This is a genomic window from Schaedlerella sp. (assembly GCF_056796775.1).
The window spans coordinates 1-17040 of record NZ_JBQIKP010000071.1; the positions used below are offsets into that span (position 1 = coordinate 1).

A 17040-nucleotide genomic window follows, 5' to 3' on the forward strand; every position below is an offset into this window, starting at 1 on the left:
GCAGAGCTGCCGCATGTTTTATCCCCATGGAAAAGTTTAAATCAAAAGCGGAATCTGCGAATTTTCCCAGCGTATCCGCAGTAATCACCCCCAGAGTTCCCGTCAGGATTGCCGTAAGTACATTCATCAGCAGGGGAATCCTCACTGCATATGCGCATTCCCGGATTACTTCCTGCATGACTGTTCTCTTAATCCTGTAATTCTTTCTCCTCATCATAGATCTGTCCATTCTCAATTCTAATCATACGGTCCGCCGCATCACGAAATAAAGGATCATGACTGACCAGAACCGTTCCTTTTCTCTCTCTGATCAATTCAAAAAGTGTCTCCCTGCCTTTTTTGTCAAGGTTATTGGATGGTTCATCCAGCAGCAGACAGACCGGCTCCATGGCAAAGCCGATTGACAGAAATACTTTTTTTCTTTCTCCTCCAGAAAGGTCACAAATCGCTTTGCCGCTCCTGATCTCTTCTGTCAGGCCAAACCTTTCAGCAATCCGGACGATCTTTTCCTGTTTCTCTTTTCCAAACATCTGAAACAAAGCATCCGCATCATAGTGGTACCGGGGATCATGCTGCAGAATATAAAACAGAATATCCGGATTTGTCTCCGAAAAAGCTGTTTTTCCCTTCATACAGATTTCACCGTCATCCGGAAGGATAAGCCCGGCCAAAAGGTTTAGCAAAGTGGTCTTTCCTGCGCCATTGTTTCCTATTAACAGATAATTTTTGTCAGGCTCAAACTGGTAGCAGGTTCTGTTCAATATCTCTTTGTCCCCACAACGACAGGATACACGCTCCATCCGTATTCCCTTTATTTTGTAATGGCTCACCGGGCTCTTCTGCTTCTCATCCTGACAGATCCATTTTCTGATCCGTTTTTCTGCATTCTCTGATACCGCCATTTGGGGAAGGGCAGCAAATATACCCTGGACTGAACGGAAAAAACCCTTGGAGAGATAGACTGCCTGAACTGCAAGATCAGTCGAACAGTAACCTGCTATCACGTAAAATCCAATCAACGCATAAGTTCCAAACTGCAAAATATGATCCATCAACCGATACATGGATCTCTGTGCCGCTGCAGCAGCATCCGCTTTTCTCCCAATCAACACATATTTTCTATGATAATCGGACAGTTTCTGCTGCCACCATGCTTTTAAATCGTACAGTTTTATCGTCTCAAAACCTTCTACTGCCTCAACCACATGATTCGTGATCTCAGCTTCTATTTCCTCGCATTTCTCATAGCTGATCTGCATATACTTCTTTACGATCATCGGAGGAAGCAGCTGGGTCAACGAAATAACAGCCAAAGTTGCAGCCACGGCGGGGCTTTGGATGAACAAAAATAAAACGTATCCAACTGCCTCCATCGTTCCGGAAACAATGCCTGGATACAATTCAATATATCTTCCAGTCACCTGATCCATATCTCTGGTAATGTTTTCGATTAACTCTCCATAATCTGTTCTGAACAACTGATCGGGCGTATTTTCCAGAAAGCTTTCCAGAAAATGAATTTTGGAGCAATGCACCGCATGCGCCGCTTTTTTCCGCAGATCAATATTTGCTGCCAATTGGAAAAGGGCATATAACACCACCAAAATGATCAGGATAAATGCATACCGGACAACCCCCTCTACGTTTCCAGAAGTTGCCTGGCTGACTACCATCGCCAGCATCTGTGCATGAAGAAAAGCCACAGGTATGGACACGGTCTTTATCACAATACTTTCATAACATACCCGCTTTGAATCCATCCAAAAAATACTTTTATTCTTCTGATTCATGATATTCTTTCTCTTTAGCCATGAATCCATCTTTTTCTGCGCTTCTCTGTGCCATGTCAGCTTCAACATCGAACCCTTTCCGACGGAGTTTTTCCGCAATTTCCCCATACAGTTCACACGCTTTTCCATAATCTCCTGTTTTCTCATACAGCATTGCCTTACTATATAATTCATCGAAGAAAAAGGTTCCTATTTCCCCCGCCTTGTCATAGCACCAGATCGCTTCCTCATATTTTTTGAGTTTCTCGCAGACCTCTCCGCCATTAATATACAGTGTCCAGGCATCAGGGAATTTTTCGATTGCCCGCAAAAAGCAGTCATACGCTTCCTGAATTTTTCCCGCACAAATATATGCATCAAGCAGCAGATCCATCTCCTGGGGATTTTCAGGATCTGCGTCTGCCCGTGCTTTCTGCTGAAGAATTGCTTCTTCCCCTTTCCCCAGCGTAGAAAGTAAAGATATCCGGCAGGCACAGGCTCTGTAAAAGGAATGTTCATCCAAATCAGGGCCTCCATTCAGAATGTTGTCATACCACTTCATTGCTTCATTTTGGCAGTATTCAAGCATCCACTGATGAATGGCCGCATAATTCCACTTATCTTCTATAGAAAGTGTTCCTTCCCTTATGAGCTTTTTATACTCATAAAGGCAGTTCATAAAATCATCGGGGTTTCTTGTCTTTTCATAGACAGCCGCCAGACGTTGCGCATAATTATCATAGGCTTCCGGATTCTTTTTATAAAAATCATCAATCGTTACCCCATAAATCCCCGCTAAAACCGGAAGTGATAAAACATCCGGTAAAGTTGTCCCGCATTCCCATCTTGAAACAGTCTGCGTATTCACATTTAAAATATCAGCTACTTGTTCCTGCGTAAAATTTTTTGCAAGACGAAATTTTTTCAGATTCTCGCAAAGCACCGTTCGTTCTATATCCATTACCTTAAAATCTCCTGTTTGAAAACTCTTGCCATATTATACTCCAGAAAAGGATGAAAAATAAGGTCTTATTTCGTGATTGCTATCTTAAAATCTGTATAGTCAATAGCCCCATCTGTTTCCAGATACCGGTTGATGGTCTCCCAGTAAGGGAGCTCGCGGACGGTTTCTTCCTCTGCGCATCGTTCCCAGATATTTTCAATCATGAGATCCGAATTGAATTCTTCACTTGTTTTTCTCATACTGCTGATGTAAAATATAGAAGAAAGGATACGGGTCATTAGGAGCACGGCAGACGGATAGGTAATATAGCTTTGGTTTCTGGGATCCGGCAGTTTTTTCAGCAGTGGCACCAGATCCCCTGTTTCGAATGCTATCCTAAACGAAAATGGGGATTCCCTTTATCCAGATGAATGATTTGTCCCATGTTTGATCTCCCTTGCCCTCATTCAGCAGAAAATCATAGACACTCATAATCAGCACCCCATCATCATTGTAATACAGTGCAGGTGCATCTCTCATGATAATAATCTTCTTAAAAAAATCTCCGGTCAACATCAAAAAGCGCTGCTCTTGATAATTGTATTGATCTGCACTATCAAATATCCACTTCAACCTACGTTCAAGTTCCTGTGCCTCCTGTTGAGTGGCTTTTTTATTTTTGCTTTCAGCTTCTTGATTTCTTCTTTCCAGTATTCCTGCACATAATTGTACATACGGACACAGGTAACCTTATTCAGACAGACAAACATAGCCTTTCTGCTTGTCTACATCAAGATCCGCATTTTCAATGGCGTTCCGGTAAATCCGATACGTGCCGCAGTAGGCAGTAATTTATCATAGTATCACGGTATGGCAAAACCAAAGCATGAAATGTATATTGATGACATTATCCCGGACGGAATCTGATTTATTCACCTTGTACTTACGACGTAAATGTCGTAACTTTATCATGAACTTTCTGTGGTGCTATTGATAATTTGAGAAATTCGTGGTATCCTATACAAGAAAGTAGTGACGCAATCGTCGCAAGTACGAGGTGATTGTAATGATTAAACGAGATTATTATCTGAATCGTATGATTCATCATATGTGGAACGGCGAGGTCAAAGTCATTACCGGTATCCGCCGCTGCGGAAAATCGGTACTGCTGTTTGATTTGTTCTATGAATACCTTCTCTCGCAGGAAGTTCAGGAAGACCACATCATAAAAATCGAATTGGACCAGAGACGTTACTATAAGTTCAGAAATCCAATCACGCTTTGTGAATATGTGGAGGATCTTGTTTCGGGAAAGAAAGATGAGAAGTTCTATCTTTTCATCGACGAAGTCCAGCTTACCACTAAGATTATCGACAAAGAAAATGGTGGTATTGAGGTTTCTATCTATGATATGCTCAATGAGCTCAAGGCATATAAGAATTTGGATGTATATGTTACCGGCAGTAACTCAAAGGGATTGTCAAAAGACATTGCTACAGAGTTCCGTGGCCGTGCTACTCAAATCCATGTATTCCCTCTGTCCTTCGAGGAGTTCTACTCTCATGTAGGCGGTGACGAGCGAAAGGCTCTGGACATCTATACGCTTTACGGCGGCATGCCACGCCTGCTGGCATTAACAGATGAAAAGGACAAAAAGGATTATCTGTCCTCTCTCTGCAGCGAGCTGTATGTCAAGGATATTGTAGAACGCAACGGTATCGAACGTGAAGATATTCTGAATGACATTCTGGATTTCCTCGCCTCACAGATTAGTTCTCTGACCAACCCTACGAATATTGCCAATGCGCTGACCAGCATCAAGAACGAAAAGGTGAACTCCACTCTGGTTTCAAACTATATGCAACACATCATCGATTCGTTCCTTATTTCGATGGCAAAACGCTATGATATAAAAGGAAAAACCTATTTCAAATATCCGAACAAATACTACTACACGGATATCGGTCTTCGTAATGCCCGATTAAATTATCGCCAATACGATCCCGGTCACATTATGGAGAACATCATCTACAACGAACTTCTGCGTCGAGGATATTCCGTTGATGTTGGTGTTGTGACCGACCGTACCAGCGGCGCAAATGTACAGAAGGAAATTGACTTCGTTGTCAATGATGCGGATAAAAAAATCTACATCCAGTCAGCTCTCCAGATGGATACGGATAAAAAAGAATCCTCTGAACTGGCATCGTTGATACTGACAAAAGATTTTTTCAAAAAAATCATTGTCCGCATGGATATTCCTCATAACTTCTATGATGACAACGGAATTTTCCATTGCAATCTGATAGACCTGCTGCTTGGTCGTGTAGAATTATTCTAACCTACAAACCAAGCTTGATACCATTTAGGAGTGGCCCTTCGGGGTTACTCCTATTTAGCACCGTCTACTATATTCTTGCGTCGTACGCGTCACAACTTTCTCGTGGAATGGTACTTTTTTATGCCATTAAGGGAGGTGGCTGTTTTGGGATTTCAGTTTAACGGAATCACATCAAAGAATGTGAAAACTTCTTTTTCGTTTACCCCATCATCGATTCTAACTAAAGAATTTCTTCGTTTCAAGATTCTTCCTTCCATTATTTTATTTACGGATTCTTATTTTACTTTAAACAATCTGCTGCCGGCTTTCCCTTGACCGGTTCGCAGCACCTCAAAAACCGGTAGTTCATCAGAGTTATTGACCACAATAGCAGAAGTTGTCTTTACATCATCCGCCTTTTCAATTTCTGAAAGGCTGAACGTAAGAAGAAGCTGTCCTGCCTTGACTTTATCTCCTTCCTGTACCCTTACTATGCAGGAAATCAGACACAAGTAAAAATGCCATTTAATGATATTCAACCCCATTACATATACTTACTCATATAATTATGTGTGTCAAGGTCATACCCGATCTGCTTTTCCAACTCCCGCAGCGAAAGGCATGGCTTTTTTTCTGCTCATCTGTCATCTTGAGCCACCTACTCACCATACGGAGATTTGAACCGCTGAACGCAGAAACAGGGGCTGTCGGGAATTTCCCGACAGCCCCCTATTACTAATTTTATGTATTTACATCCAGCTTTTTGTTTCTTTACTCCATGTCTGCTCAAAGGAATTGTTGTTATGAATTGAATCCACGATGGGCAGCAATAATTCTTTTAGTAGTTGCATAGTTTCTTCAAATTCTACTTTCACCAGTGCTTTCTTCTTTTTGATAAAGGCTCTCCATCTTCCCTGCCTAATCTCATCCTTGGTAAAATCATCCGTGCATCCTCCCAACCAATCACTCCACTTCCGCCGGCTGTGCATCCGCAAAGATGACCTTATTTACCGCAAAGAATACTACCATGGACACGCCGCCGTTTAAAACTGTAGTCCCGATATTGTAGATAAAATCCGGAACAAGCTGGCTGGCGACCGCAACCCATACGCAGTTGATGGAATTTACGATGATCGTGATCACCACCCACGCCAGGAAATATCCGGTGATCTGGGGGCCAAGCTTCCCATGGCTGCGGAAGGTAAAGTTCCTCTGCAGCGGGAAGTTCACGCACTCACCCAGGAAGCTGGAGATCAGGTAGGCCAGCAGGTAGGCCATGCCGCCCTGTTCCACGCTGTATCCGATGGCATTCCATACGAAGTCGATGCCGAACAGGCTCACATCGGCGGAAGGCCATCCCCAGCCGATGTCCGCATAGCCGGAAAACATCGCCGGTAAAAACTGCAGCATGATATATTTTAAGAATGTCACTACATAGCTGAAAATAATGAACAGGCCGCCTTCGCGCATCCACTTCGCCGCGGAAGGGTGTTTCTCTGAAAAGCCTCCCCACCATTTCATCACAGGATTCTGACTCATTGTTTGCCTCCTTTACTTAGGAACTGTGCAAAAATAATCTTACCATTTTACTTGTCCAAATCTTCATACACTGCGTTGTCGTCAATCGACGTACCCCGGTACGCCTCATTCCTCCGCCTTGTGTCTGAAAATTTGTTCTGCGCAAAAAGGCAAGTTATTTTTGCACAGTTCCTTACTTCATCCCGTTTGCCTTCTTCATTACCTTTCTCTGCCGGAAGAAGCCGGAAATGATCTGTCCCAGTCCTTTGAAGAACTGTCCGTTCACTGCCTTTACCATTCCTTCCACCATGTACTGGCTGCACATGCCGCCGGCCATTTTTCCGATGCCTCGGAAGGGCATATTGTAAATGAACATGATATTCAGATCCGGTTTTCCCTTCGCCATGCTCTTATCCAAAAGGCCGGTCAGCACCTTGTATGCCAGCCTTCCGATCCACCGCTTCGCATAATAAAGCTGGCAGATAGCATCGTTGATATCCAGCTCGCCGCTCCATCGTCCGTCCGGGATGGCATGCCCCAGCAGCGCCTGAAACTCCTGGTCCGAAACCGCCAGAATATTTCCTGACTGATAAGAAGGAAACCTGGAAATATCCCTGGGAAGCGGCGCTTCACTCCCTGCCGCGGTCACGGCTGCTGACAGACGGATGTCCGCGCAGCTGGCGCCGATCAGGATCTCATACTCCCCGCCTTCCACCTCAAACCGGCCCGTCGTTTCGTTGAAATAGCGAAATGCCTTGTCATCCAGCGGAATCGTTACCTTTTGGGATTCCCCCGCTTTCAGGAACACCTTCCGGAATCCTTTCAGTTCCTTCGCAGGACGGTACACGCCGCTGCATTTTGCGCGGACATAGAGCTGCGCCGTCTCCGCGCCGTCCATTTCTCCGGTATTGGCCAGGGTAAAGGACGCCTCCTGTTCATTCACCGTCAGATCGCTGTATGTAAAGGTGGTGTAGGACAGTCCGTATCCAAAGGGGAAACGGACCGGCTTTCCAACTGTCTCAAAATATCGGTATCCCACATACAGCCCTTCCCTGTATTCCGCGTTCCGCTCCCTGGATGGGAAATAGGGCGCCGACGGAACATCCTCATAGGCCAGAGGATAGGTTTCATTCAATTTTCCGGAAGGATTGACTTTTCCGAGGATGGCATTCAGCATGGCTGCCGCGCCTGCCTGGCCGCTTAAATATCCATGGATCACCGCCTCGCACTGTCCGATCCAGGGCATCTCAATCGGCGAACCTCCGGAAAGCACGGCCACCACATGGGGATTGGCATCTGAGACCATCTGCAGCAGCCGGACCTGGCTTCCGGGCAGCTTCATGTTCTGGCGGTCCAGACCTTCGGATTCGGAAATCTCATCCAATCCGATGTAAAGCAGCACCACATCCGCTTTTTTTGCCAGCTCCACCGCTTCTCTCTCCAATGCCGGATCTGCCGGGCCTGTTCGGTGATAGCCGGCCGCAAAGCCTTCCATCTGCAGCGGAAACTCTTTGATCACATCCAGCGTAGAATCCAGCTTCGTCGGATTCACGACGGAAGATCCCGCCCCCTGGTATCTGGGTGTTTTCGCAAAATCTCCGATCACCGCCACCTTCGTCTGTTCGTCCAGGGGCAGTATCCCATTTTCATTTTTCAGCAGCACGATGCTCTGCTCCGCTGCTTTCTGCGCCATTTTATGGTGCGCTTCCCTGTCAAATTCTTTCCCTTTTGCCTTGTCCACAGCCTCCCTTATGGGCAGCACGGCAGCCAAAAGCTCTTCCACCCGCCGGTCGATCAGTGCTTCACTGATCCTGCCCGATCGCACCGCCTGGATCAGTTCCTCATCCGAATCCCCTCCGGTGGTGGGCATTTCCAGGTGAGAGCCTGCCGCCACGCCTGCCGTATGGTCATTGGAGGCCCCCCAGTCGGAAACCGCAAATCCGTCAAATCCCCATTCATCCCGCAGGATTTCCTGCAGCAGATGTTCATTTTCATTGGCATACACGCCGTTGATCCGGTTGTAGGAGGTCATGATCGATCTGGGCGCTGCTTCCTTTACCGCGATCTCAAAGCCGGTCAGGTAGATTTCCCGCAGCGTCCGCTCATCCATTACGGAGTCGCTTGCCATACGGCGCAGCTCCTGGGAATTTGCGGCAAAATGCTTGGGACACGCGCCCACGCCTTTGGACTGGATTCCACGGATGTAGCCTGCCGCCATTTTCCCTGTCAGGTAGGGGTCCTCGCTGAAATATTCAAAATTCCGGCCGCACAGCGGACTTCTCTTGATATTCATTCCCGGCCCCAGCAATACGCAGACATCCTGGGATGCGGCCTCAATGCCCAGATGTTCCCCGATCTCTTCCCCAAGCTTTGGATCCCAGCTATTTGCAATCGAAGCCGCCGTCGGGTAACAGGTGGCCGGAAGGCTCCCGTTGAGCCCCAGCTGGTCGCTTGCCCCTTCCTGCTTGCGGATTCCGTGGGGTCCGTCTGAAAGTGTCACATTCGGAATCCCCAGACGTTCTACGGAACGGGTCTGCCAAAAATCTTTCCCTGAGAGCAGATAACATTTTTCTTCCAGGGTCATTTCCCGGACAATCTTCTTTATTTCCACGTCTCTCACCTTCTTCTTTCCTAAAATTTTTCCTGCTGTGCGGTTGCAATCCGACAAGTCGTTTACTTGCAATTCATTACAATGAAAATGACCTGTCGGATTAGCAACCACACAGCTGGAATTTTTTGCATATGACCGTATTCAGAACAGCAGGCACATCTGCGGCCCGCTGTTCCAAATCGTGATTCACCCTGATCGTTTACTCTGCGGAAACTGCCTTCTTCTTTTTCAGATACCGCAGGATTACGATCGCTTCCACTCCCACGAGCACCAGCGCAACGATCACATCCACTGTCAGGAAGATCTTTGTCATATTGGTCATAATACCTGCCGGATCTTCATCCACCGTGTAGTATCCGCTGTTTCCGATCGTATACAGGATATTCTTACATGCCTGCCGCATGGCTTTGACCGCAGTCGCGCTGTGGTCCTCCAGAAGATTGGATTCTGCGCTTCCGAAGCCCAGCATCAGATCATTTCCATTGCGGATGCTGTGGTCAGTGATCATGTATCCGTAAGAGCCGTCATAATCCGTCTCTACCATACCGACGAATCCCCACTCGTCCCGAAGCACATTGTTCAGCAGATTGCTGTTCGCGCAGCTCGGCACCGTGCCGATCCAGTTGAAGGAGGACATCACCGCCTGGGAGGTTCCTTCAAATCCCTTGACCGCAATCTCGAATGGTTTCAGATAGATTTCCCGGATAGCCTGCTCAGAGGAAAATGTCATGAGCATGGAGGTCCGGTTGATCTCCTGGTCATTCAGCGCAAAATGCTTGATGTATGCATATACGCCGTGTTCTGCCGCGCCGTTGACCTGATTTGCCGCGATCCGGCCTGCCAGCACGCCGTCCTCGGAATAATACTCGAAGTTCCGTCCTGCAAACGCGGAGCGGTGGGTGTTCATGGCCGGGCCGTACCATCCGTAGTTATTGGCTTCTTTGTATTCCTGTCCCATACACTGTCCCAGTTCATAGGCCAGGCTCTGGTTCCAGGTCTGTGCCATCAATACTTCGGACGGATATGCCGTTCCATATGCCCCGGTCACAAAATTGCTTAAGCCTGCCGGGCCGTCGCAGTCGGAGGTAGCGATCTTGCCCACGGATTTTACTTCCGTCGTCTGCCAGCCGCCGATGTTGATCAGCTTCGCCATATCGTCGAAGCTCAGCTGGTCCAGCAGTTCCTCCCACTTGGGATCATTATAATCCAGACCGGTGAGCTGGTAAAGCGTCAGTCCGTTGTCCGCTTCCATGGTGGGCATTTCATCCCCATCGTCATTATTTTTCGTGCCATCGTAGGTGCCTACGGCGCTCTCGATCACCTTTTCCCGTACTTCATCGGACATCACATACTGTTCCTCTGCCGGAGCCGCACATGCCTCTTCATAATTTGCAAATCCATCTTTCCTGGACAGCTGCTCGAAATCGCCCCGGGCATACTCCTGAAACTGGTTCACAGCCGTTACCATATCACTCTCCCGGCCGTCCTTGCTGTAGTCGATGTCCTTTTCCACCTGAAAGGTTTCCTCATCCTCCACCGTATGGGAATCGGAGCGGACAGATACTGTATACTCGCCTGCCTCCAGAATATAACCGCCGTCCTGGATCTTGATGCCTTCCGAATCATAGGACGCCATGTCTTCCTTCGTGATCTCAAAGGAAACCTTTGCGGAAGCCCCGGGCTTTAGTTCCTCTGTCTTTTCAAACTGGATCAGGTTCACGGAAGCCTTTTCGATCCCTCCGTTTTCATAAGGCGGTGTGAAATAGATCTCCACCACGTCCCGTCCTGCCACGTCGCCGGTATTGGTCACTTCCACGTCAAAGGAAATGGTATCGCCGCTGTCTTTAAAGTTCTGGATTTCCTTCTCAAATGTAGTATAGCTCAATCCGTAGCCAAAGGGATACTGCACATAATCTTCATATTTCAGCAGTCCTTCTTCCGCCGCTGTCTCGTAGAATTTGTAACCCACATAAATGCCTTCTACATAGTTTACAAAGGAAAGATTTCCCATGGAAGACGGGTCCGCCGCCACTCCCTGGTCGTTCAGATCCTTCACATTATTGTAAGAATGATTTCCAATGTTGTTGTAATAGGGTGTCGCCGTCAGATCTCTGACAAACGTATCTACCGTCTTTCCGGATGGATTTACGGTTCCGTTGATGATCTCGCCCAGAGCCGCAAAGCCGGAGGCTCCCGTACCCGGCGCCAGGATCACCGCACCGATCTGTTCATATTCATCCACCCAGCTCAGCTCCATCGTGTTATTCGCATTCACCACTACAATCACATGGTCAAATTCGGAGCAGACCTTTTCCACCAGATCTTCCTCTGTCCTGGAAAGCTCCAGATAGGATTCCCCTTCTTCGAAATCATCATAGGAGCCGTTATTGGTATAAGCACATCTTGTAAAATCAAAGTTATCCGGCGCGCTGGACACCACATTTGCCAGATCATATGTACCGTGGATCACCCCGTACATGTCTGTCGGCAGGTCCGCGTTTTCCCCGCCGGAGCGGCCGATCACGATGACTGCCGTGTCGGAGAAATCCTTTGCCTCGCTCATAATGGAGTCCGTGTAGGCATCTGCGGTCGGCTCCGGAAGGGTCCAGTCCTGATAGTGCATACTCATCTCCGGACGTTCTGCCCGGTACTCCGTATACAGGTCGGTCAGAGTCTGGTTCGTCTCGTAACCTGCGTCCTGCAGCGACTGCAGGATTCCCACCGCTTTCTCCTCCTTTTGATCGCCTCCCTGTTCCGGATCTCACCGCGCCTGATTTTGTGAGCCGTACAGGGAGGTTTTTCTGTTCTGGAAGGAATCTTAGCATACTTTTTCCGATTGTGCAGATTTTCGCATAAACTGCTTGATTTCTGCATAAATTGTGTTTGTTTTGTACAATCTGCACAATTTTTATATTCTATTTTTGTCTGATTTGCCCAACAAAATATTCATCCTACCAGGCGGGCTTCTCTGTGGCTATAAGCCTTTTTTCTAGTACAATGTTTCATTAATTTTGAAGTAATAAGCGTTCGATGTTCATGTCAGTACAAGGCGGAGGAAGGAGGCGATGCCGGTAGCATCGTTGACTGACTCCAACGCAGTAATGGCATGGACAGCGAGCACTTATTACTCAATTATTAATGCAACACTAGTACATGTATGGTAATGTAAAGTTACTATTCACGGTGCCTTGCACCCTGCTGAAAGGCATCCGGCCAGTAAAATAGCAGTTGCGTGCATCCAGCCCTTCGCCGTCAGGCGACTTTTCAATGGGCTGGATGCGTTACAGTTCGCGGCCGGTTGGGCCGTGAACTGTAACAATGTAAATCAGATCACTACAAATCTTTCATCGACAAAATACAAGAAATATGTTATGCTTATAACTGTATAAAAAATGAAAAACAATGAAGGGCGGTGAGCCTGTGGCTAAAAAGAGCAAATATCAGTTTGATAGTAAGATTCATATATATCGAGCCACAAAAAGAATGACACAACAAGAGCTTGCCGATTTGGTGGGTGTATCAAGGCAGACAATTATGCAGCTTGAACGAAATCGTTATAATCCCTCTATGCTGCTTGCATACAGTATAGCAAAAGTGTTTGGAGTTACGGTTGAAGATTTATTTGACTTTAGGGAGGAATGTTAAATGATTGAATGGTTGACTCGTTTATTTGACAACAGAACCTTTATGCAGATAAACGCAGTTTTTGGTTTCCTGTTTTTGGGTTATTTCCTATTCTTCTATTTTTCGAAAGAGGGAAGAGATGAAAGAGGACGAGGGCTGGTCGCTACGGCTTCGCTGATTTCTTATGTCGTGTTGTTTTTCCTCTTGAATATTTTCGCATTTTTAATGCCGTGGGCTATGGATAACATCGTTCGGTTAGCAAATGGGATACAGACAGTTTATACCCTGTTTCTTTTAACGACTGATATTGCATTGCTGATTTTAAGGAAAATCAGATAACGTATACTTCACATCATCTTACGCCATGCTCTTGATCCCCTGAATGAGGATGGTATTTTCTTTCCTTTCATGTATAAAATACCCAACATTTATATAAAAATAATTTATATGATATACAGAAGCGGCTTACTTTTTCAGCTTCCCATAATCGGCGTAAAGGGCTTCTTTCTGCGCTTGGAGGGCTTCATACTCCGATTGCGGCGCGGCGAGGTTCGGGAGCTTCGCAATACCCGCCGCTTTCAACGACCTTGCGGCGGCTTCATGTAGGATAATCGCCTGTTCCTGTCCGGCGCGGTATTTCTCCCTGTTCCTTGCCTTGCGGTATGCGTCATAGACGGGCTTTGTCTTTTGGTAGGTAGAAACATTCTTAATAAGCACCGCCATTTCCGCAAGCCGCTTTTCGACGTTCTTCAATGCGTCTGCCGCCTGTCCGCTTTCCGCTGCCATTTCCGCAAGCCGGCTGACTAAATCCGCGTACTGTTCAATCTTGTTTTCGGTGAGATAGTTCATAGTCTTTGCCGCCTGTTTCAGATTATGGATTTTCGCCCACTGTTCATAGCCCCGGCTCTGCGCCGCCTTGATACTATTCTCAATGTCGATAAGCAGACTGACGCCGCCGCGCTGCTGTTTAGGAACTTTGACGGTCCGGGTGCGCTTGCCGGGGACGACGACGGAAAGCCCGTTATCCCGGCACAGCTTGTCGCTCATGTTGCGTATGCCGTAATACGTCCGTTTGTTGGAAACGTACTTGTGATGATCTACGAAATTGACCGCACAGAAAATAATGTGATTATGGATATGCCCCTTGTCAATGTGTGTCGTGAGTACATATTCATGCTGCCCCTTTGTTACTGCGTCGGCAAGCTGCCGCCCGATCTCATGGGCTTTCTGATAGTCCACTTCCCCCGGCGCAAAGGACTGTATCAAGTGAAAGGCTAAGTTGTTGCCCTTATCCCGCTCTTGCGAGAGGGTATAGCCAAACTCAATATCTGTCGTTTCATAGCTGCACCCGATAGAGGATATGAGCATTTGATTGTCCGTCTTGTCCGGGTTTTCGATATATTCAAGGGCTTTGCTCAAAGCGCTTTTAACAGGCTTAATCTTTGTAACCGCCATATTTCAGCAAGCACCCCCTTGATTTCCTCTATATCCTCTTTGTAGGCGTTCCCCGTCGCGTTTATGCGGCGTGCGATCTGATTGACATTCACCCCGATTTTCTGTATCTCCGCTGTCATTGCCTTTATGTCCGTGTGGTCTACTTGGATAATGTACCCGTCAATGGCGATCTTGCGCAGATACGCCGCCATGTTGTTTGTGGGGACGAGCTTCATTTTTTCCTCAATCAGTTTGCGTTCTTCCTCTGTCACATAGAATTTGACCTGTACCGTCCTTTTGCGTCCGTTCATGGTTTTTCGCTCCTTTCCGTTCTCATAGAGGGTTTGGGACACTTCCCAACAAGCAATTTCTGACCGACAGGACGGGCAGAAATACGGAAAGGGTACTCCTTTACTATGCTTGCTACGAAAGTTCTTCCTACTACCTACAACACCGAAAAAGCCTAAAATGACGGACTTTTACAAAAGAAAACGCTGCAATCTCAAAAAAGATTACAACGCTTCTTAGTTCCTGTTCAATTTTAGCCGGACAGCATTTATTTTTCCTCACCCTCAACCTCTGCGATCTCCCGCGCCGTGGCGGTGACTATCAAATGCGCCCTTTGCGTCCAGCTCCAACCGGGCTGTTTACTGCCCGGACTGCCGGAAGCGTATCCCCCGCAGACAGACCGCCGAGCGCATGAGAAAAATGCGGGCGAATGTGACGCAATAGGGGAAAAATAGGCCTTGATTTATGCGGCTTTCCGGGCGGGAAAATGAAACAGTAAGGGATTTATACCTTTACCCCCGAAAATGCCGTTCTATTGCGTAACGATCCAATCTCTGCACCCATAAAAAACCGGGGTGCGGTGGCTATGTGATAGCTGCCGCGTCCCGATTTTCTTTTGTCCTACAAGTGTGAATTTGTAGTATTCGTTCCTATTTCTCAATAACTACAAAAGCACATTCGTAAGGATGGGCGCAATACAAACTTTCTCGCTTATCAGCTAATATACTTCTCAGTATAAGTTGAAAATCTCCGCCACCTGATAAAATCATGTATTCTGCCGCAAAAAATAGTAGTAGCTGATTTGTCATCACCGCAACCACTGCACCCCCACCTCCTAAAACCAATGTAGGCATAGCAGTTCCTAACAGATATTGCCACTTTTTCAACGGTTCGAAGCAAGTGCAATATGGAGATAAAGTACTCCAAACGATTCCGAAATCAATTGCGTGAAAATGATTTTTTGCAAAAATCGCCCAAGTAATTCCATGTATCAGCTCATGCACGATAATCAGGCATAGAATAAGCAGAGGCAACGCCACAACATATCCCCAGGAAATTCCATCTAAATTAAAACCATTCACATTATTGTAGAGCCAAAATGTTAAAGCTATAAACGGAAACATGACTAAAAGAGCTAAATACTTTGCTTTTTGTGTATTGATAACCACATTCTTCATTTTATATCCTTTTTGTTGCATTTCAGAGCTTATTTTTTCAAAGCAATCTTTACGTTTCAATTCTTTTTCTGTTAATTTTCTTTTGTCCTTATCCATACTTAATTCCTCCAGTCGAGTAGACAGGTACCTCACGATGCCAGCCCCTCACAGAGCCGTGCGTGCGGCTTTCCCGCACACGGCTCTTCATAATAACATTTACAGTTTATGATGAAGTTACAAAAAAATCTGTATTAAGTTTAAGTTAAAATCAAAATACATCGTTCTATTTTTATGTTTTGAGAAAGCAATAACATAATGAGCACTGGTGCTTAAAGAGGGCGGCGGCATTTTTGCTGCCGCCCTTTTGATTCCCCACCGGCAAGGACAGGCGAAGCTGTCAGCAGCAGCCCGCAGCGGCGTTCATGTTGCTATTGACTGTCTCGGCCGGCTTTGCTGATTGTGGTAAATTCTGCAAATAAGAAAACGTGTTGTCCAGGTTTTGCCTGTGCCAATTGATCGACTTCCAGCTCTTAGTAGCTGCGAATCCTCCAATATTCAGAAAAGTGTTTCCTGTTGCAACTGTTCCAGAGGTACGAAATTCACTCCATTCTTTTTTATGCACTGAGAGGCGTATGGTGTCCGTATCTGTTGTGAAGGAGACTTCATAATTTAATGTTTTTTCGACCTCAGTAATCTTTACAGACCGGAGTGTATCATAAGGGATCTGCAATGCAATTTCTTTCTTCGGAAACATACCTGCACCAAAGATCGTTTGGAGGGGCAGAAAAACAATTTCTTTTTCACACAGCTGCATGATGTAATATTCCAAAGTAAAAAAATTGGACAACTTGCCGCATAAAGAATCGTCGGGTGCATACTTTACAACGATACAGGCATGTTCTTTGGGTTCAAACCCTAATTCTTTCATGATTTTACTGACATTTTTTTCGCTTGCCATTGATAGATATCACCTTTCAAATTTTGATAAATTTTCTTATCGCCCATATTATAAACTATTCCATTCTAAATGTAAAGTATTTATTACTATTTAACTCAAACTTCCCACATTAAAAATGGGAGTTGCTCCTTGAAAAATCAATACTTTAGCTCATAAAATAGCAATCAGGCAGCCGCTGAACCATACTCCAATGCTTGTTGCATGTATTTTGGCAGTCTCTGAACAAAGTTGGCGGTGAATTCCTCAAGCTGCTGTTCTGTGATGTGGAAATATTCCATAACGACATCCATTAGTGCATCTATGATAATCCTCATGGATTTGCTCATGTGAGATAAAGAAGTAAAAGAAGTGTAAAAAATTTTGCCGTTCCCTGTCCGGCTGACTGCCGGACGGGTCGGGCTTTAGTCGGGCAATTCTA

General features: G+C 46.2%; 15 protein-coding genes and 2 pseudogenes. 3 read left to right on the top strand and 14 right to left on the bottom strand.

The genetic code is table 11. The annotated features are described in order from the left end of the window. Positions 1 to 188: 188 nt before the first annotated feature. From ACTOY7_RS20070 to ACTOY7_RS20085, 4 genes are all read right to left on the bottom strand, one after another. Positions 189 to 1790: an ATP-binding cassette domain-containing protein gene (locus ACTOY7_RS20070; RefSeq protein ID WP_482672544.1), complete on the bottom strand. Its 1602-nt coding sequence runs from the start codon at positions 1788 to 1790 to the stop codon at positions 189 to 191. Next, positions 1774 to 2730, bottom strand: coding sequence for a helix-turn-helix domain-containing protein (locus ACTOY7_RS20075; protein WP_004073580.1), 957 nt, complete (start codon positions 2728 to 2730; stop codon positions 1774 to 1776). The genes ACTOY7_RS20070 and ACTOY7_RS20075 overlap by 17 nt, the downstream gene beginning before the upstream one ends. A gap of 68 nt (positions 2731 to 2798) precedes the next feature. Then, positions 2799 to 3083, bottom strand: a complete 285-nt coding sequence (locus ACTOY7_RS20080; protein ID WP_482672543.1) for a hypothetical protein — start codon at positions 3081 to 3083, stop codon at positions 2799 to 2801. 25 nt (positions 3084 to 3108) lie between these two features. Further along, entirely contained in the window at positions 3109 to 3345 is a 237-nt protein-coding gene (locus ACTOY7_RS20085) for a hypothetical protein (protein ID WP_482671642.1), read from the bottom strand. Between the two features lie 433 nt (positions 3346 to 3778). Between ACTOY7_RS20085 and ACTOY7_RS20090 the strand changes: the two genes are divergently transcribed. Beyond that, the gene (locus tag ACTOY7_RS20090; protein ID WP_394684068.1) at positions 3779 to 5053 is read left to right on the top strand and encodes an ATP-binding protein; all 1275 of its coding nucleotides are present in this window, start codon (positions 3779 to 3781) and stop codon (positions 5051 to 5053) included. Between the two features lie 275 nt (positions 5054 to 5328). Here ACTOY7_RS20090 and ACTOY7_RS20095 read toward each other — a convergent pair whose 3' ends face one another. The 5 genes from ACTOY7_RS20095 to ACTOY7_RS20115 all read right to left on the bottom strand — a co-directional run bounded on the left by ACTOY7_RS20095 (position 5329) and on the right by ACTOY7_RS20115 (position 11883). Further along, positions 5329 to 5577 carry a hypothetical protein gene (locus ACTOY7_RS20095; RefSeq protein WP_394684069.1) on the bottom strand — a complete coding sequence of 83 codons (249 nt, stop codon included), beginning with the start codon at positions 5575 to 5577 and terminating at the stop codon, positions 5329 to 5331. 204 nt (positions 5578 to 5781) lie between these two features. Continuing rightward, on the bottom strand, positions 5782 to 5991 hold the full coding sequence (locus ACTOY7_RS20100) for a hypothetical protein (protein WP_300849490.1): 210 nt from the start codon (positions 5989 to 5991) through the stop codon (positions 5782 to 5784). A gap of 4 nt (positions 5992 to 5995) precedes the next feature. Continuing rightward, a complete protein-coding gene (locus tag ACTOY7_RS20105) occupies positions 5996 to 6571 on the bottom strand; it encodes a GtrA family protein (protein WP_004069293.1) in 576 nt (191 codons plus the stop codon). Positions 6572 to 6743: 172 nt separating this feature from the next. After that, positions 6744 to 9161: a glycoside hydrolase family 3 C-terminal domain-containing protein gene (locus ACTOY7_RS20110; protein ID WP_482671643.1), complete on the bottom strand. Its 2418-nt coding sequence runs from the start codon at positions 9159 to 9161 to the stop codon at positions 6744 to 6746. A gap of 199 nt (positions 9162 to 9360) precedes the next feature. Then, complete coding sequence (locus ACTOY7_RS20115; protein ID WP_482671644.1) at positions 9361 to 11883, bottom strand: glycoside hydrolase family 3 N-terminal domain-containing protein; 2523 nt, start codon at positions 11881 to 11883, stop codon at positions 9361 to 9363. 698 nt (positions 11884 to 12581) lie between these two features. On the opposite strand from ACTOY7_RS20115, the gene ACTOY7_RS20120 reads away from it, so the two are divergent. Together ACTOY7_RS20120 and ACTOY7_RS20125 are read left to right on the top strand one after the other, a co-directional pair. Next, complete coding sequence (locus tag ACTOY7_RS20120) at positions 12582 to 12806, top strand: helix-turn-helix transcriptional regulator (protein ID WP_160284632.1); 225 nt, start codon at positions 12582 to 12584, stop codon at positions 12804 to 12806. Then, positions 12807 to 13124 carry a hypothetical protein gene (locus ACTOY7_RS20125; RefSeq protein WP_160284631.1) on the top strand — a complete coding sequence of 106 codons (318 nt, stop codon included), beginning with the start codon at positions 12807 to 12809 and terminating at the stop codon, positions 13122 to 13124. It abuts the gene before it with no gap. Between the two features lie 129 nt (positions 13125 to 13253). Here the strand turns inward: ACTOY7_RS20125 and ACTOY7_RS20130 are convergent. The 5 genes and pseudogenes from ACTOY7_RS20130 to ACTOY7_RS20150 all read right to left on the bottom strand — a co-directional run. Continuing rightward, a pseudogene (locus ACTOY7_RS20130) lies at positions 13254 to 14240 on the bottom strand (relaxase/mobilization nuclease domain-containing protein); the annotation flags it as partial. After that, the gene (locus tag ACTOY7_RS20135) at positions 14201 to 14530 is read right to left on the bottom strand and encodes a plasmid mobilization protein (protein ID WP_004069299.1); all 330 of its coding nucleotides are present in this window, start codon (positions 14528 to 14530) and stop codon (positions 14201 to 14203) included. The pseudogene ACTOY7_RS20130 and the gene ACTOY7_RS20135, both read right to left, overlap by 40 nt. 627 nt (positions 14531 to 15157) lie before the next feature. Next, complete coding sequence (locus tag ACTOY7_RS20140) at positions 15158 to 15781, bottom strand: DUF3267 domain-containing protein (protein WP_004069301.1); 624 nt, start codon at positions 15779 to 15781, stop codon at positions 15158 to 15160. A gap of 280 nt (positions 15782 to 16061) precedes the next feature. Then, a complete protein-coding gene (locus ACTOY7_RS20145; RefSeq protein ID WP_482672542.1) occupies positions 16062 to 16622 on the bottom strand; it encodes a hypothetical protein in 561 nt (186 codons plus the stop codon). A 164-nt stretch (positions 16623 to 16786) separates the two neighbouring features. After that, a pseudogene (locus tag ACTOY7_RS20150) lies at positions 16787 to 16945 on the bottom strand (IS4 family transposase); the annotation flags it as partial. Positions 16946 to 17040 lie beyond the last annotated feature (95 nt).